Origin of the sequence: Couchioplanes caeruleus, assembly GCF_003751945.1 — a bacterium.
In the GTDB taxonomy this organism is placed as follows: Bacteria; Actinomycetota; Actinomycetes; order Mycobacteriales; family Micromonosporaceae; genus Actinoplanes; species Actinoplanes caeruleus.
Genome location: NZ_RJKL01000001.1, coordinates 128573 through 148509, shown reverse-complemented (window position 1 = coordinate 148509; position 19937 = coordinate 128573). Strand labels below are relative to the sequence as shown.

Here is a 19937-nt window from a genome sequence, read left to right as displayed (position 1 = left end):
AGGCTCGACGCCATGACAGACCTCGAGATCCTCCGGTACGCGGCCTTCAGCGCCGACCCGGCCGGCGGCAACCCGGCCGGCGTGGTCCTGGACGCCGCTCGCCTGCCGGACGCCGAGATGCTGGCCGTCGCCGCGAAGGTGGGCTACTCCGAGACCGCTTTCGTCACCGAGGACCGCGGGGACGGGGTCCTGCGCGTGCGCTACTTCAGCCCGCTCGCCGAGGTGCCGTTCTGCGGTCACGCCACCGTCGGCACGGCCGTGGCGCTCGCCGACCGGCGCGGGCCGGGCACGTACGTCTTCGTCACCAACGCCGGTGAGGTGCCGGTCACCGTGGACGAGCACCGGCGCGCCACCCTGACCAGCGTGGGCACGCGGGTCGCGGAGCTCGACGCCGACGACCTGGCGGCGTTGCTCGCCGCGCTGCGCTGGGCGGGGTCCGACCTCGACGCCACCCTGCCGCCGCGGGTCGCGTACGCCGGCGCGTACCACCCGATCGTGGCCGTGAGCAGCCGGCAGCGCCTCGCCGACCTGGACTACGACGTGCCGGCGCTGACGGCACTGATGCGGCGCCGGGACTGGACCACGATCCAACTCGTCTGGCGCGAGGACGAGCACCACTTCGACGTCCGGAACCCGTTCCCGGTCGGCGGCGTCTACGAGGATCCGGCGACCGGGGCCGCGGCGGCCGCCCTCGGCGGTTACCTGCGGGAGCTGTGGCTGGTCGAGGGCGACGCCGTCATCGAGCTGTCGCAGGGCACGGACCTGGGGCGCCCGGGGCGGCTCACCGTCACTCTCGTGCCCGGCGAGGCCGGAGTACGCGTCAGCGGCACGGCGGTGCCGATCCCGGACTGAGCCGGCGCTAGAGTCGGGCCCCGATGAGCGCCACGATGATCGCCCGGGACCTCGCCGCGGGGCACGGCGACCGCACCCTGTTCCACGGCCTGGACCTGGTCGTCGCCCCGGGCGACACGATCGGCCTGGTCGGGGCCAACGGGGCCGGCAAGACGACGCTGCTGCGGACCCTCGCCGGCCTGCTGCCGGTGGAGTCCGGCTCGGTGGCGCTGAGCCCGCCCACCGCCACCGTCGGCTACCTCCCGCAGGAGCGCGAGGCGCGCCCGGGCGAGACGGTCCGCGACCTGCTGGCCCGGCGCACGGGCGTGGGTCCCGCGCAGGCGGCCATGGAGGCGGGCGCGGAGGCGCTCGCCGCGGGGACGGAGGGCGCGGAGGAGGCGTACGCCGCGGCGCTGGAACGCTGGCTGGACCTCGGCGGCGCGGACCTCGACGAGCGCGCCGAGCAGGTCACCGCCGACCTGGGGCTGGCCGTGGCGCTGGACCACCCCACGACGGCCCTGTCCGGCGGCCAGGTGGCCCGCGCGCAGATGGCGTCGCTCCTGCTGAGCCGCTACGACGTCTTCCTGCTCGACGAGCCGACCAACGACCTGGACCTGGACGGGCTGCGCCGGCTGGAGGAGTTCGTCACCGGGCTGCGCGCCGGGACGGTGCTGGTCAGCCACGACCGCGAGTTCCTGTCGCGCACGGTCACCGACGTGCTCGAGCTCGACCTCGCCCAGCAGCAGGTGCGCCTCTACGGCGGTGGCTACGAGGCCTACCTGGAGGAACGCGCGACCCTGCGCCGGCACGCCCGGGAGAACTACGAGGAGTACGCCGGAAAGGTGTCGGCCCTCGAGGATCGGGCCCGGATGCAGCGCAACTGGATGGAACAGGGCGTGCGCAACGCCCGCCGCAAGAGCAAGGACAACGACAAGATCGGCCGGAGCATGCGCGCCGAGTCCACCGAGAAGCAGGCGGCGAAGGCGCGCCAGACGCAGCGGATGATCGAGCGGCTGGAGGTCGTGGAGGAGCCCCGCAAGGAGTGGGAACTGCGGATGGAGATCGCCGTCGCGCCCCGCGCCGGCGCCGTCGTGGCCGCCCTGAGCGACGCGGTGGTACGCCGCGGCGCCTTCACCCTGGGCCCGGTCACGCTGCAGGTCGACTGGGCGGATCGGGTGGCGATCACCGGCGCGAACGGCTCCGGCAAGTCGACGCTGCTCGCGGCCCTGCTCGGCCGGCTGCCGTTGCAGGAGGGCAGCGCACATCTTGGACCGCAGGTGGTGGTCGGCGAGGTCGACCAGGCACGCGGGCTCTTCCTGGGCGGGGAGCCGCTGCTGACCGCGTTCGGCGCGGCCGTGCCGGACCTCGCCGACGCCGACGTGCGGACGTTGCTGGCGAAGTTCGGGCTCAAGGCGGCGCACGTGCGGCGCCCCGCGGGCACGTTGTCGCCGGGCGAGCGGACCCGGGCGGCGCTGGCACTGCTGCAGGCGCGCGGCGTCAACCTGCTGGTGCTGGACGAGCCGACGAACCACCTCGACCTGCCGGCGATCGAGCAGCTCGAGTCGGCCCTGGCCGGCTTCCCGGGGACGCTGCTGCTGGTCACCCACGACCGGCGGATGCTTGCGGCGGTGCAGACCAACCGCCACTTCGAGGTGGCCGGCGGCATCGTCACCGGCTAGGGCTCGATGCGCTGGCCCTTGCCGACGACGACGATGCCGCTGTCGCTGACCGTGTAGAGCTTGCGGTCCCGGTCGAGGTCGACGCCGATCCGGGCGCCCTCGGGAATGGTCACGTTCTTGTCGATGATCGCGTTGCGGACGACCGCGCGCCGGCCCACCGACACGCCCTCCATGATCACCGAGCCCTCCACGTGCGCCCAGGAGTTGACGCGCACGTTGGGAGAGATCACGGAGCGCTCCACCAGGGATCCGGAGACCACCACGCCGGGCGAGATCATCGACTCGACGGCGCGGCCCTGGCGGTCGTCGTACCCGTGGACGAACTTCGCCGGCGGCCAGGAGCCGTAGTTGGTGAAGATCGGCCAGTCCATGTTGTAGAGGTTGAAGACCGGCAGGGTCGCGATGAGGTCCATGTGGGCCTCGTAGAACGAGTCCAGCGTGCCCACATCGCGCCAGTAGCCGCGGTCGCGCTCGGTGCTGCCCGGCACCTCGTTGTCGCGGAAGTCGTAGACGTTCGCCTCGCCCTTCGCGACGAGCATCGGAATGATGTTGCCGCCCATGTCGTGCTTGCTGTCGGGGTTCTCCGCGTCGGCGGTCACCGCCTCGCACAGGGCCCGGGTGGTGAAGACGTAGTTGCCCATCGACGCGTAGATCTCGTCCGGGGAGCCGGGCAGGCCGTCGACCTCCGTGGGCTTCTCCCGGAACGCGCGGATGCGCCTGCCGTCCTCCGCCACGTCGATGACGCCGAACTGGTCGGACATGGCCTTCGGCTGGCGGATCCCGGCCACGGTCACCGCGGCGCCCGAGGCGATGTGGTCGTTGACCATCTGCTTCGGATCCATGCGGTAGATGTGGTCCGCGCCGAACACGATCACGTAGTCGGGGTTCTCGTCGTTGATCAGGTTGAGGCTCTGGTAGATCGCGTCGGCGGACCCGGCGAACCAGCGCGGACCGAGCCGCTGCTGCGCCGGCACGGGCGTCACGTAGTTGCCGAGCAGGGTCGACATCCGCCACGTCTTGGTGATGTGCCGGTCGAGAGAATGCGACTTGTACTGCGTCAGCACGACGATCTTCAGGAACCCGCCGTTGGCCAGGTTCGACAGGACGAAGTCGATCATGCGGTAGATGCCGCCGAACGGGACGCCGGGCTTGGCCCGGTCCGCGGTGAGGGGCATCAGGCGCTTACCCTCGCCCCCGGCCAGAACGATCGCGAGCACCTTGACAGCCATGACGTGACGCTAACTTTCCCGCCGCGCTCCCGCCAGTCGAAAGGCTTATTCTGCCTGACGTGACTGACTCGCGTACGACACTCCGCGTCGACCTTTTCACCCGGGAATACCCGCCGGAGGTGTACGGCGGCGCGGGCGTGCACGTCGAGTACCTCGCCCGGGATCTGCGCCCGCTCACCGACGTCCGGGTGCACTGCTTCGGCGGCGCTCGCGACGAGGCGGGCGTCACCGCGTACCCGGATCCCGCCGGCCTCGCCGGGGCCAACGCCGCCCTGCGCACGATGGGCGTCGACCTGGAGATGGCGGCGGGCGCCGAGGGCGCGGACATCGTGCACAGTCACACCTGGTACGCCAACCTGGCCGGGCACACCGCCAAGCTGCTGTACGGGGTGCCGCACGTGGTCACCACGCACAGCCTGGAGCCGTTGCGCCCCTGGAAGGCCGAGCAGCTCGGCGGCGGCTACGCCCTCTCCTCCTTCATCGAGCGCACGGCGATCGAGGCGGCGGACGCGATCATCGCCGTCTCCGCCGGGATGAAGCGCGACGTGCTGACCGCGTACCCGAGCGTCGACCCCGGCAAGATCCGGGTGGTCCACAACGGCATCGACACCGCGCAGTACGCCCCGGACCACGGCACCGAGGTGCTCGAGCGCCTCGGCATCGACCCGGACCGGCCCAGCGTCGTCTTCGTCGGGCGCATCACCCGGCAGAAGGGCCTGCCGTACCTGATGCGCGCCTGCCACGACCTGCCCCCCGAGGCGCAGATCGTGCTGCTCGCCGGCGCGCCGGACACCAAGGAGATCGCCGCCGAGGTGGAGGGCCTGGCGATCCAGCTCCGCAACGCCCGCGACGCGCGCGGCGTGGTGTGGGTGCAGGAGATGCTGCCCAAGCGGGAGGTCGTGCAGGTGCTGACCCACGCGACCGTCTTCGTCTGCCCGTCCGTCTACGAGCCCATGGGCATCGTGAACCTGGAGGCGATGGCCTGCGAGACCGCCGTGGTCGCCACCGCGACCGGCGGCATCCCCGAGGTGGTGGCGGACGGCGAGACCGGCCTGCTCGTGCCGATCGACCAGGTCGCCGACGGCACCGGCACCCCGGTCGATCCGGACAAGTTCGTCGCGGATCTGGCCGACGCGATCCGCGCGCTCGTCGAGGATCCGGACCGGGCCCGGCAATGTGGCCTCGCCGGGCGCCGCCGCGCGGTGGAGAAGTTCTCCTGGGCCACCATCGCGATGGACACCCTCGAGGTCTACCGCACAGTGCTCTGAGAACCGGTGCTCTGAAGCAGGGCAGCGGCGACCGCGCGTCCGGACGCCCAGGCGGTCTGGACGCGCGGCCGGCCGAACGCGTCCCCGGCGAGCCACACCCGCCCGTCGGTGGCGTAGGGGGCGTCCGTCGGGGCCGGCTGGGCGTAGGGCCAGTGGTGAATGTGGACCCGCGGCTCGGCGGCGATGCCGAGCAGCTCACCCGTCGCGCGGGCCATGACCGCAGCGGCGGCGTCCGGGTTGTCGAGGTGGGCGCGGGCGAGCCCCGGGGTCGAGTGCGCGACCAGGACCGGCGCGCGGTCGCCGCGCCGGTCGCCGTCGTCGCACACCGTCGCCAGCACCGGATGCTCGTTCACGAACGCGCCGTGGAAATCACCCCAGACCCTTTCCGGGTACGCCAGGACGGCCGTCAGCACCGGCTGCCACCGCTGGCGCCGGGCGGCGTCGGCCACGGCGGCGGGTGGGCGCACGCGCAGCGCCTGCGGGCCGGGCATGGCGAGCACCACCGCGTCCGCGTCGCCGGGGACGGCCCGGACCTCCTGGTCCAGCCGCACGTCGAGTCCCTCGGCGAGATCCGCCGCGAGCGAGCGCAGGCCGCCCGGCGCCGCCCACCGCACGGGTCCGCGCGCGGGCGAGCCCGGGTGCACGGCGAACGTGTCCGTCCAGGGCCGGGCGAGCCCGCGCGAGCGCCAGCGCTCGGCGAGGGCCGCGAAGTCCGGGTCGTCGGCGACGAAGTAGGCGGCGCCGATGTCGGCGTACCGGCCGCCGTGGCGCCGGCTCGCGAGGCGCCCGCCGACCACCCGGCCGCGCTCGTGCACCCGGACCCGGGCACCGGCGGCGGCGAGCTCCCGCGCGCAGGACAGCCCGGCGATGCCGGCCCCGACGACCACCACGTCCATGCCCCGACTCTAGGAGCAGGCACACTGGGTGGGTGCCCCGTCCCCCCGTCAGGCTCGTGTTGATCATCTCCGTCGTGCTGCTCGCGGTGGTTGCGCTCGGTTTCGCCCTCGTGCGGGCCGCCTCCCACGACGCACCGGAGCCCGCCCCGACCACCGGCCAGGCGGCGGCCGGCGCCCCCGGCCGCTGCGGCGCGGTGCCGGTGCGGGCCACCCGCGAGCTGCGCGGCATGTGGCTGACCACGGTCATGAACATCGACTGGCCCAGCCGGCCGGGCCTGGGCGAGGCGGAGGTCCGCGCCGAGTATCTGCGGTGGCTGGACCTGGCCGTCGCCCAGCGCCACAACGCGATCTTCGTGCACGTCCGGCCCTCCGGCGACGCGTTCTGGCCCTCGGCGTACGCGCCCTGGTCGGAGTGGCTCACCGGCAAGCGGGACGGCCGGTCGCCCGGATGGGACCCGATGGCGTTCATGGTGGCCGAGGCGCACGCCCGCAACCTCGAGTTCCACGCCTGGTTCAACCCGTACCGGGGGACCCAGCCCGGCCCCGGCGGCCCCGGCGCCGACTTCGCGAAACTGGCGCCGAACCATCCGCTGCTCAAGCACCGGGACTGGGCGATCGCCTACCCCGACGGCGAGCGCGCCAGGCTGTACTTCGATCCCGGCAATCCCGCCGCGCGCAAGTTCGTCGAGGACGCGATGCTGGAGGCCGTCGAGAAGTACGACGTGGACGGCGTGCACTTCGACGACTTCTTCTACCCGTACCCGGAGGGCGGCGGGAACACGTTCCGCGACGACGCCAGCTTCGCCCAGCGCTCGGACAAGTCGATGAGCCGCGCCGAGTGGCGCCGGCAGAACGTCAACACGCTGGTCCGGGAGATGAGCGAGCGGATCAAGCAGCTCAAGCCGTGGGTCAAGTTCGGGATCAGCCCGTTCGGCATCTGGCGCAACAAGACCACCGACCCGGAGGGCTCCGACAGCCGGGGCCTGCAGAGCTACGACACCATCTACGCCGACACCCGCACGTGGGTGCGCGAACGCTGGCTCGACTACGTGGTGCCGCAGCTCTACTGGGCGATCGGCTTCGACAAGGCCGACTACGCCAAGATCCTGCCCTGGTGGACGGAGGTGGTCGAGGGCACCGGCGTGCAGCTCTACATCGGCCAGGCCGACTACCGCGTCGGCGAGAAGGGGCCGTGGCGCGAGCCCGGCCAGCTCGAGCGCCAGCTCGCCCTCAACGACACCTACGGCGTGCACGGCAGCGTCCACTTCAGCGCCAAACAGGTCCGCGCCGACCGGCTGGGCGCGGTCACCCGCTACCGCACCCGGCACTACGCGACGCCCGCCCTGCTGCCGGCCATGGACCGGCTGTCGGCGCGACCGCCGGCCGCGCCCCGGGTGACCGCCGTCCGGCGCGCGAACGGCGTGACGGCCGTGGAGTGGCAGGCCGGCGGCGGCAGCGAGCCGGTCTCCTGGGCGCTCTACCGGGTCGACGGCGCGGCGGCGAACCTCGTCGCCACCGGCCGGACAGGCACGCAGCAGGTCGTGGATCCGGCGCCGCCCGCCGGGGGCGCCACCTACTGCCTGAGCGCCCTCGACCGCTCCGGCAACGAGAGCGCCCCGAGCAACCCCGTCACCGGCTAGGCGACTCACCGCCGGTTGCCGCCGCGCTCGCGGACGTCCACCGGGCGGTACGCCGGCGCGGCCACGCGGCGTTGGTCACCGCCCGCAGCACCCATTCGAGCGGACCGTGGGGATGCCGGCCCATCCACCACTTGCAGGCCGCGAGCTGCGCGGCGAACAGCACGATCGCCACCGCCAGCACCCATGGTGGGGACAGCCGGCCGACCATCGCGGCGCCGTAGCCGGTGAAGACGAGCGCGCAAGCCAGCGACTGGGTGAGGTAGGCCGTCAGGGTCATCCGGCCGGCCGGCGACAGCACCTCAGCCGCACGGCGACCCCGTCGGCTCGATGTCCACCGCAGCAGGGTGGCCGCGTAGGCGGCCGCGAGCAGGGGCGCGGTGAGCATGTCCAGGCCGAGTGCGAACATCTGATACGCGGTGCCGGGATACTCCAGGCTCGCGTGGGCGTAGACGATGCCGCCGATCAGCCCTACCGGCGCACCGATCCACTGCAGCCGGCGCAGCACGCGTCCGATGCGACCGAGGTCGGTCAACACGCGGCGCTTGCCGGCGGCCAGGCCCAGCAGGAAGGCGGCCAGGGCGGCCGGAGCCTGGAAGAAGACCAGAAGCTGCACGACCTCCGGCAACTGGTCCAGATAGGTGGCGATCACCGAACCCGGACCGCCCCGCAGCCCCTCGGCGGTCCGCTGCACCTGCGGGCTCACCGCGGCGGCGTCGACGCCGCCGCCGCCGGCCGCCATCTGGACGGTTGCGAGGGCCAGGTAGCCGGCGGCGGTGGCGACCAGCAACGCGATCGCCGTACGCACTGCCGTGCGCGGCCGGACGCGGCGCGCGGCGAGCAACAGCAGACCCAGGCAGGCGTACGTGGTGAGGATGTCGCCCGGGAAGAGCAGGACGGCGTGGAACGCACCGATCAGGAACAGTGCCGAGAGGCGGCGCAGGAAGCGGGGGACGAATCGGCTTCCGGTGCGCGCCGCCGAGTCCATCTGGAGGGTGAAGCTGTAGCCGAACAGGAACGAGAACAGCAGATAGAACTTGGTCTCGAACAGGATCGTCACCAGGTAACGCACACCGCGGTCGAGGGGCGCGGCGAAACCGGGATCCTCCAGCCCGGTGCCGTGGTAAGCCGAGGCGAAGTAGGTGATGTTGACCATCAGAATGCCGAGGAGAGCGAAGCCGCGCAGCGCGTCGACGACCGGGATGCGACCTCCCCCGCTGCCGTGCGGTGAAGTCCGGTCCCGCCCCTTCGTCGGTGCCTGTTGATGCATGCCCGCTCCAAATCTATCGCTACTCAAACGATCGTTGCGTCGATGAACGTATACCGGATGATAGAGTTTGGGAAGTGAGCACAGCGGGTGAGGAGACGTGACGGTGCACACCGGAGACGGGAGCGAGACGCACGGCGCCGAGGGCGGCGCAATCACCGTGCGGCGAGACGTGCCCACGGGCACCGAGGGGCGCGTGGCCGAGCTCTACTGGGAGGCCTTCGGGCGCAAACTGGGCGCGGCACTGGACCCACCGGACAAGGGACGGCGTTTCATCGCCACCCACCTGCACCGTGATCGCGGAGTGGTCGCGCTGGCCGGAGACCACGTGGTCGGCGTGGCCGGCTTCCAACTCGGCGGCCGGGGGCTCACCGGCGGCGGCCCCGCCGATGTCCTGCGCACCTACGGCGCGGTGCGGGGCCTGCCTCGGCTCGCGCTGCTCGCGCTGCTGGAACGCACCCCGGCACCCGGGCAGCTCGTCATGGACGGCATCGCCGTCGACGCGGGCCACCGCGGCCGCGGCATCGGCAGCGCCCTGCTCGAGGAGATCGCCCGCGTCGCCGCCGGCAGCGGCTGCGACCGGATCCGCCTGGACGTCATCGACGTCAACCCCCGGGCGCGCGCACTGTACGAGCGGCACGGATTCACCGCGGTCCGCACCGAGCAAACCCCCTACCTGCGACGCCTGATGGGATTCACCGCCGTCACCACCATGCACCGCAGCGTCGGCGACCGGCGGGACGAGACGCGATGAGCCGCGCCGGCGCCGGGCCGGGTCCGTCGAGGACGGACACCAGCGCGGTGATCACCACCCGCCTGCTGGTCCACGCGATGGTCCGCGAGGACGGCACGGTCGACGCCGACGGGCTGTACACCGTGGCGGGCGCGCTGGACATGACGGATCAGCAGGTGCGCCTCTGTATCAAACGGCTCGTGGCGGAAGGGCGCTTCACCCACGAGGGCCGGGGCCGCAAGGCGTTGCTGCGCACCACCGCCGACATCACCGGCACCATCGCCCCGGAGACCGGCTACGTCCGGTACGCGTACCGCCAGGACCGCGGCGACGCCCCCTGGGACGGCACATGGCACCTCATCGCGTTCGCGATTCCCGAGTCGGCCCGCGCGGCCCGCGACACCCTGCGCGACACCATCCTGCGACTCGGCGCGGCCGCCGTCCAGGGCGGACTGTACGTGACGGCCAACCCCGTCGCCCCGCGCGTCGAGGCCACGGCCCGCCGGCTCGGCGTCCTGGACTCCGTCACCTTCCTGACCAGCCGCGACCTGCGCATCGGCGACCATCGCGACCCCGCCACGCTGGCCGGCACGCTCTGGCCGCTCGGCGACATCGCCGCCCGCTACGACCGGCTCGCCGCCCTCGCCCGGGCCGGGCTCGACCGGCTCGCAGGCGCCACCCCGCTGACCGACACCGGCCATCTGGTCCTCGCCCTCGAACTGGCCGCCGAGTTCACCCGCGCGATGGACCCGGATCCGCTCCTGCCACCGGAACTGCTTCCCCGGCCCTGGAGCGGCGCCCACGCCCGGCGCCTCGCGGCCCTCTGCTGGACCCGCCTGCTCGAGAGTCGCCCGCCGACCGGCGGACAGCCCCGATTGTTCCGGCTGTACGCCGACATCATCCGCGAGGCGGCCCAGCCATCCTGAACCGGCCCGGCTACCCGCGGTCGCCGCGCAGGGTCTGGGACGGGGAGACGCCGTAGCGGTCGCGGTAGGCGCCCGCGAAGCGGCCGAGATGGGTGAAGCCCCAGCGGTAGGCGACCTCGCTGACGCTGACCTCGCTCCGGTCCGCCCGGGTCAGCTCGGCGTGCACCCCTTCCAGGCGCAGCCGGCGCAGATAGGTCAGCGGCGGCACGCCCACGTGCTGGCGGAACGACTCCTGCAGCACGCGGATGCCGACTCCGGCGATGCCGGCCAGCTCCGTCGCGGTGAAGGCGCGGCCCGGTTCCGCGTGCATGGCGTCGAGCGTGCGCTTGACCGTACGCGGACGCCGCGCCGTCGGCTGGCCCGGGACGCCGTCGCCGGAGGCGTGTTCGACGGCGCCGGCGAGGCCGCTGATCACCAGGTCGCGCCAGCGGCGCAGCAGCCAGGGCAGGGCGATCAGCCCGTCGGTCTCGCGCAGCTCGGTGTGCAGCAGGCGGATCAGCCCCATCCAGCTCCGGCCCGGGCCGGCGGCCGTGCCGAAGGTGGCGCCCAGCGGCAGCGGCGCGCCGCCGGGCGGATCCAGGGCCTCCAGCTCGCGTTCGAACGCGAGCCGTTCCACTTTGACGCTGTAGAGCCGGCAGTCGGCCGACCAGCGCAGGTCGATGTCGCCGACCGGCTGGAACACCGCGGCGCGGCTCGGATCGGCGGTCGTCGCCGCGCCGCGGTGCAGCACCTGGACCTGCCCGGTCAGCGGCGCCAGCACGTGATAGGCCGTGCGCAGGTCGCCGATCGCCACGCAGATCTCGACGCCGTAGCTGACCTCGCCCACGGTCAGCGGGCCGAGCTGCACGACGTCGCCGGAGAAGGCGAAGCCCTCGATGCCGCCGGTCGGTTTCACCTCGAGCGGTCCGTAGAACATCCGGCGGCAGAAGGCCCGCGCCTCGTCCACATCCGTCGTTCTCAGCGCGGAGCGGCCCGCCACGTCCGTCAGCACCGGACCAGGATCCCGACCGGCCTCCCCAGGCGTGTCCATCAGCTCACCCTAGACCGACACGGGGGTCACCGGCAGTTACAGAATGGCCGCTTCCGGCCATTCGTACTCGGCGACGGCCCCGCCGGCCACGTCGACCTCGGCCAGCGCCGTCACCGGATCGCGCCAGATGACGTACCGGCCGGCCGGCAGGCTGTCGATGACGACACTGAACATGACGCCGTCGCTGACGTAGCGCGCCCGGACCGCCGCGTGGGTACGCCGGGTCGCGTCGTCCACCGGGCTGACCTCGATCTCGTGCCCGTGCAGGCTGCCCGGGGTGTGGATGACCAGGGCGCCGATCCCGGCTCCGATGTTGAGCACCACGGTGCCCTGGCCGGAGGGGGCGAGGGTGTGGTGGTGGTGAACTCCGACGCTCACGGTGTCAGTCCTCCGCCGGGGGGTTGTTGAAGCCGTCGAACGGCACGCCGAGGTAGGGGAACTTCTTGAGCAGCTTCGAGCTGGCGTCCTTGATCGTCAGGCCCTGCTCCACCAGCGCGGCCGCCTCGTCCGGCTCGAACTTCTCGTCGACCAGCGGCACGGTCACGCCGGCGATCGCCCGCAGCGAGATCGACACCACGTCGTCGGCGACCCGCCGCCCGTTCGGGAAGCCGGCCAGGTCCCCGCCGAGGATGCCGAAGCCGTTCTCCTCCTTGGTCGGCGGCACCGCGGTGTTGAGCCGCAGCATGTCGGCCTGGGTCTCGCCGGTGTTGTTCTGGAAGTCGTCGATCAGGCCGTCCGGGATGCCGGTCAGCAGGATCGCGACCAGGTCGGCGCGGGCGGTCTTCGCCTCGTTGAGCGCGGCGAGCTTGTCGAACAGGCCCGGGTAGAGCACCGGCAGCAACTGCGCGAGCTCCGGCTGCTCGACGAACTCGGCGAAGCGCTTGTCCTCGCTCGGTGGCAGGCTGTTCCACAGGTCCTTCTGCGCCATCGGCACGATGACCTCGTTGAACAGCGGGTTGCCCAGGCGCGAGACCTGCACGTGCGGGCCGACGTACACGTCGTCGTCGTTCTTCTTGCCGTGCCGGACCTGGACCTGGCGGCGGCTGGCCGAGGTCCACACGCCGATGACCGCGCCCGCGTCGCGCCCGCGCACCTTCTTCTTGCCGTCCTTGCGGACCATGTGCAGCGGAAGCTGGATCGCGATGCTGTGCACGTTCATCTTGTCGGTGGCGTTGACCGCCTTGCCGGCGTAGTTGAACAGCTTCTGGCCGACGAGATGCTTGTCCTGGAACGGGCGCAGCGTGCCCAGGTCGAAGATGGCGCCGAGGTCGACGAAGAACGGGTCGGCCCGCTGGCCGGCGAAGACCTTCTCCCCGGTCTTCAGCTTGTGCACCGCGTCGGCGGCGAGCTTGTCGTAATCCGGAATGGACAGCGGACCGACGTTGCACGGCGGGCACGGCAGTTTCTCGGCGAGCACGGTGTGCTTACCGTTGGCGTCCACCCGGGTCACCGAGTAGAACTGGCGGCGGTTCCAGTTCTCGCTGTCCAGCGATTCGATCGGCCCGGTGTTGTAGAGGAACGTCCGATCGTTGCGCAGTTCGGTGCGGAACCGGAACTGGTACGTCAGATCGGGGCGCCCATCACCGTTGTTGTCGACGTGCACCTCGTAGAGCACGTCGTCGCCGAATTCGAAGAAGTTCGGCCCGCTCGCCGGCAATTGCAGCGGCACATAGTTGGCGATGAGCGTCACCGTGTCCGGGTGGTCCGGGCTGACGAACGCGTACAGGTCGGAGCTGTCGGCCACGGGATCCTTGCTGATCTCCGGGGCTTCGCGGTGCGAGGACATGAGTTGCCTTCCTGATCAGCGCTTGACGGCTTTGAGCAGCTTCTTCGCCAGTTCGGCGTCGGTGATCGTCACCTTGTCCCCGCCGGAGAACACGTCGAACGTGCCCTTCTCGGCGTCGCGCAGGGAGAGCACCAGCGGCTCGTTGTCGCCGGCCTTGCCCGCCTTCTCGCCGGCGAGGCTGAGGCCGGCCACCCCGGCGGCCGAGGCAGTGACTCCCACGGTCGCGGCGATCGTAAGAACCCGACGGCGGGACAGGCGGGCGACCGCCCGCGTGCCGTAGTGGACACGACTCATGCTCGGCCTTTCGTCACGCGCTCCGGAGGTCTCCCCCCGGCGGCGCAAATCGGGAATGTTGCCCGGACAGACGTCGTCGACAGCCATCAGTACGAAGCGGCCCGCGAAGCGGTTCAAAGCAATTTTCCAGTAAAGGTTTCCCACAGGTTGGCGGCCGGCGTGAGCGTGCGACCATGCCCGTCGTGTCCACCGAACAGTTCAGCCACACCTTTTGGGCGCCCGCACCGCCCGGCCGCATCCACGCGCATCTGAGCCGCCCGGAAAGCTACGTCGGCCTGTCACCGCTCGTCGTGGCGGTCCGCGACATCCGGCGTACGGACCAGGCGGTGTCGTACGTGGCGGTGGAACGGTTCCGTTTCGGGCCTCTGAGCTGGCACAACCCGATCCGCGTGACGATGACCTCCCCGGTGCCGGGGCGCCGGCTGACCAGCGACGTCCGTAGCCCCGGACGGGTCCACCTCGTCGCCACGGTGGATCTGACCCCGGAGGGCGAGGGCACCCGGGTCACCGAGGCCGTGACCGTGTCATTCCCCCGGCTGCTGCGCGGCTTCGTGCTCGGCCAGGCACGCTCGGTGCAACAGGCCCGGGCCGCGGAACTCGTCCGCCGCATGACGGCCTGACCTCTCGCGGCCATCGGCCGGACCGAGCCGGGCTGTCGGCGGGAATCGACGGAGGTCCACGGCCCCGGCGGGTGGCCCGGCACAGCAGCGGCACGGGACGGGGCCGGCCGGCCGCACGCGGCACGGGACAGGGCCGGCCGCACGCGGCCCGGCGGTTGACCGCCGGGCCGGGAGGGCGAGCGGTCAGACGATGGGCAGACCGGCGGCGGCCGCGTTGGTCCAGTCGTCGTCGACGGCGACGGCGGTGCGGCCGGCGCGGGTCAGCAGGCTTGCCGCCGCTGCCGCGCGGTAGCCGGCCGCGCAGTGCACCCAGACCGTTCCCTGCGGCATCTCGGCCAGGCGGGCGGTGAGCTGCGGCAGCGGGACGTGGATCGCCCCGGCCAGGTGGCCGGCCTGCCATTCGCCGTCGGCGCGGACGTCGAGGACGACGTCCGGCTCGCTCGCCGCCAGATCGGCGAAGGTGGCCCGACGGCCCTCGGCGAGGTCGGCGGGACCGCGGGCCCAGTCGTCGGGGGTGCCGGCGGCCGCGGCGGTCGGGCGGTCGATGCCGATGCGGGCGAGTTCGCGCTGGGCGGCGGCGACCTGCTGGGGCGAGTCGCCGAGCAGGGTCAGCGGGGTGCCGTGCGGCAGGGTCCAGCCGAGCCAGGTGGCCAGTGGGCCGTCGGTGCCGAAGCTCAGCGTCCCGGTGAGGTGGCGGTACGCGTACGCCTTGCGCGAGCGCAGATCGACCACCCACTCTCCCGCGTCGATGCGCCGGCGCAACTCGTCCGGGTCGGCGCGCCGGGCCGGGGTGAGATCGATCAGGTCGGCGCCCTGGGCGTTGCGCACGCCCATGTGCGCGTAGTAGGCCGGGTATGCCCCTAGCCCCGCCAGCAGGTGCTCGACGTACGCGTCGGCGTGCAGCCGCAGCACCGGGTTGACGTTCTTCTCCCGGCCGATCGTGGAGGTGTCGGCGTCCGGCGGGGTGGCCGAGCAGAAGCTGCCGAAGCCGTGGGTAGGCCAGACCGGCGTGCCGTCGGGCAGCAGGTCGGCGAGGCGGCGCGCCGAGGCGTGCTGGTGGTGGGCGAGGGTGCGGGCATGGCCGGCGCCGAGCAGGTCGGTGCGTCCGGTCGTACCGAAGAGAAGGGAGCCGCCGGTGCAGACTCCCGCGACCTCGCCGTCGTGGGTGACCACGTACGCCAGGTGGTGGAAGGTGTGACCGGGGGTGGCCACCGCCGTGAGGGTGAGCCGGTCGGAGACCGCGATCCGGTCGCCGTCGGCGACCGGGACCCGGGCGAACTGCACCTCCTCGGCGGCGGCGACCAGGTAGGCCGAGCCGGTGATCCGGGCCAGGGCGAGACCGCCGGAGACGTAGTCGTTGTGCAGGTGCGTCTCCGCCACGTGGGTGATCCGGACGCCGAGCCGGCCGGCGAGGGCCAGGACCCGGTCGATGTCGCGTTGCGGGTCGACCACCACCGCGACCTCGCCGTCGTGCACGAGGTAGGTGCGGTCTCCGAGGGACGAGGTCTCCACCACTGCGGTTCCGAGTGTCATCGCTTCCTCTCCGGACCTGGCGCCGTTGCCGTCCGAGTGCCGTCAGATTAGCGATCCCGGACCATGCTCCGACAGTCCGCGACACGCCGGACAGAAATCCTATCTTGCAGGTAGAGTTTCCAGCGATTACCGTCTGACCCATGGTCAGCGTCCTGAGCCCCACTGAGGTCAAACTCCCCGACGGCAGCAGCGTCGAGTTCGCCAACCTCGACATCGCCGCCACCGCGCCCTGCCTCGACGTCGTCGCCGCGGCGGTGGCCGACCTGCTGCCCTGGTACGGCAGCGTCCACCGAGGAGCCGGGGCCCTCGCCCGGCGCAGCACCCGCGAGTACGAGCAGGCCCGCGAAACGCTCTACGAGCATCTCGGTTGCGGCCCGCAGGACACCGTGGTCTTCACACGCAACACCACCGACGCGCTGAACCTGCTCGCCCATGTCGTGCCCGCCGGCACCACCGTGGTGACCTTCGACGCCGAGCACCACGCCAACCTGCTGCCGTGGCGCGAGCCGGTACGCCTCGGCGTGCCGCGCTCGGCCGCGGAGGCGGTCTCCACACTGGACGGGGCGCTGCGCCGGCTGCCCGGCCCGGCGCTGGTGGCGGTCACCGCGGCCAGCAACGTGACGGGCGAGCTGTGGCCGATCGCGGAGCTGGCCGAGACCGCGCACCGCCACGGCGCCCGGATCGCCGTCGACGCCGCACAGTTGGCCCCGCACGGGCCCGTGGACATCACCGCGCTGGGCGCCGACTACGTGGCCTTGTCGGGACACAAGGTCTACGCCCCGTTCGGCGCGGGCGTGCTCGCCGGGCGCGCCGACTGGCTCGACGCGGCACCCCCGTATCTCTCCGGCGGGGGCGCGACCGCGGCGGTGTCGTCCGACTTCACCGTACGGTGGCACGACGGCCCGGCCCGGCACGAGGCCGGCACGCCCAACCTGATCGGGGCGGTGGCCCTGGCGACCGCCTGCCGCGCCCTGGCCGAGGCCGACCTGACCGAGGAGCACCGCCTCGTGGCACGCCTGCGCGCCGGCATCGCCGCGCTGCCCCGGGTCGAGGAACTGCGCCTGTTCGGCCCGGAGGCGCCCCGGGTCGGCATCGTGTCGTTCGCGGTCCTCGGCCGCGACCACGACCAGCTCAGCACGATCCTGGGCCGCGACCACGCGATCGGGGTACGGACCGGGCTGTTCTGCGCCCACCCACTCACCCGCCGCCTGCTGCGCGAGGCCACCGACCGCCTCGACCCGGCGGCCGAGCCGCCCGGCGCGGCGATCCGGGCCAGCGCGGGCATCGGCACCACCGAGGAGCACATCGACCGCCTGCTGGCCGTGCTGGCCGACCGCACGTAGCCGCACCCGGCCCGGACCGGGCCCGCACCACGTCACGGCCGGTCCCCAAGGCGCGCCAGGCGATGGTGTCCGTCCGGATCAGACCCCTGAGCCAGGCCGTCATCGACGCGTTCAAGACGTCGGCGGCGCGGATGCCCGAGGTGCTGAGCGTCTTCGGTCTCCTGCCCGGGCCCGCCTGAGAGCGGGCGCGCTCAGACACGTACCGGAAGCTCCAGGGTCTCGCCCCGCTCCACCGACCGGATGCCGGTCAGGCCCGCCCGGCGGGCCCGGTTCAGGTACGCGGACAGCGGCGCCTTCTGGACCTTGTAGTCGTCGTTGTGGATCGGCACGGTCAGCCCGGGCCGGATCAGCTCGGTGGTCGCCACACCGTGCCGGTCGTCCATGGTCAGCAGCATGCCGAGCACCCGCGTGCCCCCGAGGTGGATGAGCATGGCGTCGATCGGGCCGCACCGCCGCGGGATCTCCTGGAGCCACGGGCCGTAGAGGGTGTCGCCCGTGACGTACATCCGCAGGCGGCAGCGCCCCTCGGTCTCCAGTTCGAGCACGGATCCCATCACCGCCGGCAGCAGCCTGTCGACCGGGCCGGGTCCGTGTCTTCCCGGCACGGCCGTGACGCGCAGCCGCTGGCCGCCGCGTTCCCAGTCGCAGGTCTCCCAGGTCGCGAGGCCGCGGGCCTCGGTGAACCGCGTGCGCCGCAGCCTGCGCTGCGCCTGCGGGGTGGTGACGATCGGCAGCCCGGGCGGCAGATCGCGGCGCGCGGACCGGTCGAAGTGGTCGCCGTGCAGATGCGACAACAGGACGGCGTCCAGCGCCGCGACGTCGACCACCTCCAGGACCGGGTCGAGCACCCGCTTCGTCCACAGACCCTTGCCGAGGTAGACGCGGCTGCCCGCCGGTCCGAAGGCGGGGTCGGTGAGCAGGGTGAAGCCGCCCAGGCGCAGCACGGTCGTCGCGTTGCCCACGAAGGTGACGCTCGCGTTCACGGTCATCTCCGGCGCGTACCCCGGAGCGACCCGTTCATGCGGGCTCGCGCGCGGGTCAGCCCCGGTTCTGGCCGGCGAGAGCGCGGGTCACGTAGTCCGCCAGGTCGGTCGCGACCGTACGACGCTCGCCGGTCCGCCGCTGCCAGGCGACGATGCCGCAGGACGGGTCCGTGGGGACGCAGCCGACCAGCTCCGTGTCACCGCCGCCGAAGAACAGGAGAGCGCCGGAGGGAGCATCGGCGCGGAGTTCGAGGTTGTCGCGCACGATGCGCTCCACCGGCCATACCACGGCCACACCGTCGCGGCCACGCACGCCGCCGGTGTCGCGCAGCAGCTCGGCGAGGTCCTCCGGGAGCGCCGCGCCGAGCCGCTCCCCCGCGGCCGCGACCGCCTGCGCGGACGCGCCGCCGGCGAGCGTGGCCGAGGGCAGCACCGCGAGGACGACGTCACGCCAGGAGACCGCCAGCATGGTGGCATCCTACGAGAACCGGGACCCCGGGACGAGTGCGCGGGGGCCGCGCCTGCCTCACGGAGGCGGGATGGCGGCGTCCGGCCCGGACGCCCGGGCCGCCCGGATCCGCACGCCGAGCTCGTACAGTCGCCGGGCGTCGGTCTGGGCGAATTCGAGTGCCCGCGTGGCGAGTTCCTCCGCGGCGCGGCTGACCGTCTCGGCCAGTTCCCGGGCCATCTCGTACGCCGCCTCGGCCTGGTCGACCTGCGCCACGAGCCTCAGGTTGGCCGGCTCCTCCCGGCGTGCGTCGCGCAGCACGCCGAGCAGTTCCCAGGCCAGGCGTTCCTCGCGGTGGGCGGCGTGCTGGGCATCGGCCGCCGAGAGGGCGGCCAGGTCCCGGTTGACGGCACGCACCGCGATGTCGTCGCGCAGCGCCTCGTACTCGGCCAGGAGCTGACGCCGCTCCTCCTCGGACATCCCCGAAAGCTCGGACACCCCAGCAAGCTAGCACCGCGAGCCGCGGGCGCGTCCACCCTCGACCCGAACGGGTACACGGACATCGATCGGCTCGGCTCCGCCCGGCTCGGCCCGGCGGCTCAGCGACCGGCGGCCCGGCTCGGTCACCAAAGGCTCAGCGACCGGAGGCGACCAAAGGCTCACGACCGGAGGCCGGCGACCGGAGGCTCAGCGACCGGAGGCCGGCGACCGGAGGCTCAGCGACCGGAGGCGGCGAAGGTGCGGAACGCCTCGACGGCGCGCCCGGTCAGAGCGGGTCCGTGGCCGAAGACGGCGTGATCGAAGTCGAGGCCGGCGAGCCGTGCGACGCTGCGGCGCTGGGCGTCGAGATCCGCCGAGACCATCTTCGGCGCGCTGCCGATCCGTCCCCTGCCCCGCCCGGCCGCCGCGTCGCCGGCGAAGAGCACCCCGCCTGCGCGATCCAGCAGGTACGACAGGTGGCCGGGAGTGTGCCCGGGCGTGTGCAGCGCGGTGAAGCCCGGCACCGGTACGGCGCCGTCCACGCTCACCACCTCGTCGACCGTCGCGGGCTCGGCCTTGCCCATGAAGAGGCCGACCAGCTTCACCACCGGGTGCCGGGAGACGGCCTGGGTCTCGCCGGTCACGTACGGCACGTCGTCGCGATGGGCGACGACCCGCGCCCCCGAGCGGCGGCGCACCTCGGCGAGGCCGCCGGTGTGGTCGGGATGGTGGTGGGTGAGCAGCACGGTGGTGACGTCGCCGATCGTGCGGCGGATGTCGTGCAGGGCCCGGCCGATCCGCGCGGACTTGCCCGGCAGTCCGGTGTCGACGAGCACGACGCCGTCGTCGGTGACGACCAGATGCACGTGGACATAGCCGATGCCGAGCTCGAACACGCCGTCCACCACTTCACGCATGGCGTGATGATGCCATCCGGAGCCCGGGCGCGGGAGA

20 protein-coding genes are annotated in these 19937 nt (G+C 72.8%); 8 read left to right on the top strand and 12 right to left on the bottom strand.

Annotated elements, in window-relative coordinates; translation table 11 throughout:
• Positions 1-12: 12 nt before the first annotated feature.
• Entirely contained in the window at positions 13-852 is an 840-nt protein-coding gene (locus EDD30_RS00680; protein ID WP_071808250.1) for a PhzF family phenazine biosynthesis protein, read from the top strand.
• A gap of 23 nt (positions 853-875) precedes the next feature.
• The gene (locus tag EDD30_RS00675; RefSeq protein ID WP_123677995.1) at positions 876-2510 is read left to right on the top strand and encodes an ABC-F family ATP-binding cassette domain-containing protein; all 1635 of its coding nucleotides are present in this window, start codon (positions 876-878) and stop codon (positions 2508-2510) included.
• Here the strand turns inward: EDD30_RS00675 and glgC are convergent.
• The gene (gene glgC, locus EDD30_RS00670) at positions 2507-3739 is read right to left on the bottom strand and encodes a glucose-1-phosphate adenylyltransferase (RefSeq protein WP_071806758.1); all 1233 of its coding nucleotides are present in this window, start codon (positions 3737-3739) and stop codon (positions 2507-2509) included. The genes EDD30_RS00675 and glgC overlap by 4 nt on opposite strands.
• Before the next feature lie 59 nt (positions 3740-3798).
• Here glgC and glgA point away from each other — a divergent pair, with 59 nt between their 5' ends.
• The gene (gene glgA, locus EDD30_RS00665) at positions 3799-5007 is read left to right on the top strand and encodes a glycogen synthase (RefSeq protein ID WP_071806757.1); all 1209 of its coding nucleotides are present in this window, start codon (positions 3799-3801) and stop codon (positions 5005-5007) included.
• On the opposite strand, the gene EDD30_RS00660 is transcribed toward glgA, so the two are convergent.
• Positions 4989-5903 carry an NAD(P)/FAD-dependent oxidoreductase gene (locus tag EDD30_RS00660; protein ID WP_123677994.1) on the bottom strand — a complete coding sequence of 305 codons (915 nt, stop codon included), beginning with the start codon at positions 5901-5903 and terminating at the stop codon, positions 4989-4991. The genes glgA and EDD30_RS00660 overlap by 19 nt on opposite strands.
• A 32-nt stretch (positions 5904-5935) precedes the next feature.
• On the opposite strand from EDD30_RS00660, the gene EDD30_RS00655 reads away from it, so the two are divergent.
• Complete coding sequence (locus EDD30_RS00655; RefSeq protein WP_071806756.1) at positions 5936-7543, top strand: glycoside hydrolase family 10-like protein; 1608 nt, start codon at positions 5936-5938, stop codon at positions 7541-7543.
• Here the strand turns inward: EDD30_RS00655 and EDD30_RS00650 are convergent.
• Positions 7533-8810 (bottom strand): DUF418 domain-containing protein, encoded by a 1278-nt coding sequence (locus tag EDD30_RS00650; protein WP_071806755.1) that lies wholly within the window; start codon positions 8808-8810, stop codon positions 7533-7535. The two genes, EDD30_RS00655 and EDD30_RS00650, sit on opposite strands and share 11 nt — an antisense overlap.
• A gap of 103 nt (positions 8811-8913) precedes the next feature.
• Here EDD30_RS00650 and EDD30_RS00645 point away from each other — a divergent pair, with 103 nt between their 5' ends.
• Together EDD30_RS00645 and EDD30_RS00640 are read left to right on the top strand one after the other, a co-directional pair.
• Complete coding sequence (locus EDD30_RS00645; RefSeq protein ID WP_071806761.1) at positions 8914-9561, top strand: GNAT family N-acetyltransferase; 648 nt, start codon at positions 8914-8916, stop codon at positions 9559-9561.
• Positions 9558-10466, top strand: a complete 909-nt coding sequence (locus EDD30_RS00640; RefSeq protein WP_071806754.1) for a PaaX family transcriptional regulator C-terminal domain-containing protein — start codon at positions 9558-9560, stop codon at positions 10464-10466. The genes EDD30_RS00645 and EDD30_RS00640 overlap by 4 nt, the downstream gene beginning before the upstream one ends.
• A gap of 10 nt (positions 10467-10476) precedes the next feature.
• Here EDD30_RS00640 and EDD30_RS00635 read toward each other — a convergent pair whose 3' ends face one another.
• From EDD30_RS00635 to EDD30_RS00620, 4 genes are read right to left on the bottom strand one after another with little or no spacing between them, the layout of a single operon-like run.
• Positions 10477-11496: an AraC family transcriptional regulator gene (locus EDD30_RS00635; RefSeq protein WP_084556577.1), complete on the bottom strand. Its 1020-nt coding sequence runs from the start codon at positions 11494-11496 to the stop codon at positions 10477-10479.
• A 36-nt stretch (positions 11497-11532) separates the two neighbouring features.
• Positions 11533-11874 carry a phospholipase gene (locus EDD30_RS00630; protein WP_071806753.1) on the bottom strand — a complete coding sequence of 114 codons (342 nt, stop codon included), beginning with the start codon at positions 11872-11874 and terminating at the stop codon, positions 11533-11535.
• 4 nt (positions 11875-11878) lie between these two features.
• The gene (locus EDD30_RS00625) at positions 11879-13282 is read right to left on the bottom strand and encodes a DUF4331 domain-containing protein (protein WP_071806752.1); all 1404 of its coding nucleotides are present in this window, start codon (positions 13280-13282) and stop codon (positions 11879-11881) included.
• Between the two features lie 15 nt (positions 13283-13297).
• Positions 13298-13501: a hypothetical protein gene (locus EDD30_RS00620; RefSeq protein WP_244945052.1), complete on the bottom strand. Its 204-nt coding sequence runs from the start codon at positions 13499-13501 to the stop codon at positions 13298-13300.
• A gap of 257 nt (positions 13502-13758) precedes the next feature.
• On the opposite strand from EDD30_RS00620, the gene EDD30_RS00615 reads away from it, so the two are divergent.
• Complete coding sequence (locus EDD30_RS00615) at positions 13759-14196, top strand: SRPBCC family protein (RefSeq protein ID WP_244945051.1); 438 nt, start codon at positions 13759-13761, stop codon at positions 14194-14196.
• A 183-nt stretch (positions 14197-14379) separates the two neighbouring features.
• Here EDD30_RS00615 and EDD30_RS00610 read toward each other — a convergent pair whose 3' ends face one another.
• The gene (locus EDD30_RS00610; RefSeq protein WP_071806750.1) at positions 14380-15729 is read right to left on the bottom strand and encodes an MBL fold metallo-hydrolase; all 1350 of its coding nucleotides are present in this window, start codon (positions 15727-15729) and stop codon (positions 14380-14382) included.
• A 140-nt stretch (positions 15730-15869) separates the two neighbouring features.
• Here EDD30_RS00610 and EDD30_RS00605 point away from each other — a divergent pair, with 140 nt between their 5' ends.
• Complete coding sequence (locus tag EDD30_RS00605; protein ID WP_071806749.1) at positions 15870-17072, top strand: aminotransferase class V-fold PLP-dependent enzyme; 1203 nt, start codon at positions 15870-15872, stop codon at positions 17070-17072.
• A 191-nt stretch (positions 17073-17263) separates the two neighbouring features.
• Here EDD30_RS00605 and EDD30_RS00600 read toward each other — a convergent pair whose 3' ends face one another.
• The 4 genes from EDD30_RS00600 to EDD30_RS00585 all read right to left on the bottom strand — a co-directional run bounded on the left by EDD30_RS00600 (position 17264) and on the right by EDD30_RS00585 (position 19900).
• Positions 17264-18061, bottom strand: coding sequence for an MBL fold metallo-hydrolase (locus tag EDD30_RS00600; RefSeq protein WP_071806748.1), 798 nt, complete (start codon positions 18059-18061; stop codon positions 17264-17266).
• Between the two features lie 49 nt (positions 18062-18110).
• On the bottom strand, positions 18111-18524 hold the full coding sequence (locus tag EDD30_RS00595) for an SMI1/KNR4 family protein (protein ID WP_071806747.1): 414 nt from the start codon (positions 18522-18524) through the stop codon (positions 18111-18113).
• Between the two features lie 57 nt (positions 18525-18581).
• Positions 18582-19001: a hypothetical protein gene (locus EDD30_RS38095; protein ID WP_143162778.1), complete on the bottom strand. Its 420-nt coding sequence runs from the start codon at positions 18999-19001 to the stop codon at positions 18582-18584.
• Positions 19002-19219: 218 nt separating this feature from the next.
• Entirely contained in the window at positions 19220-19900 is a 681-nt protein-coding gene (locus EDD30_RS00585) for an MBL fold metallo-hydrolase (protein WP_071806745.1), read from the bottom strand.
• Positions 19901-19937: the final 37 nt, after the last annotated feature.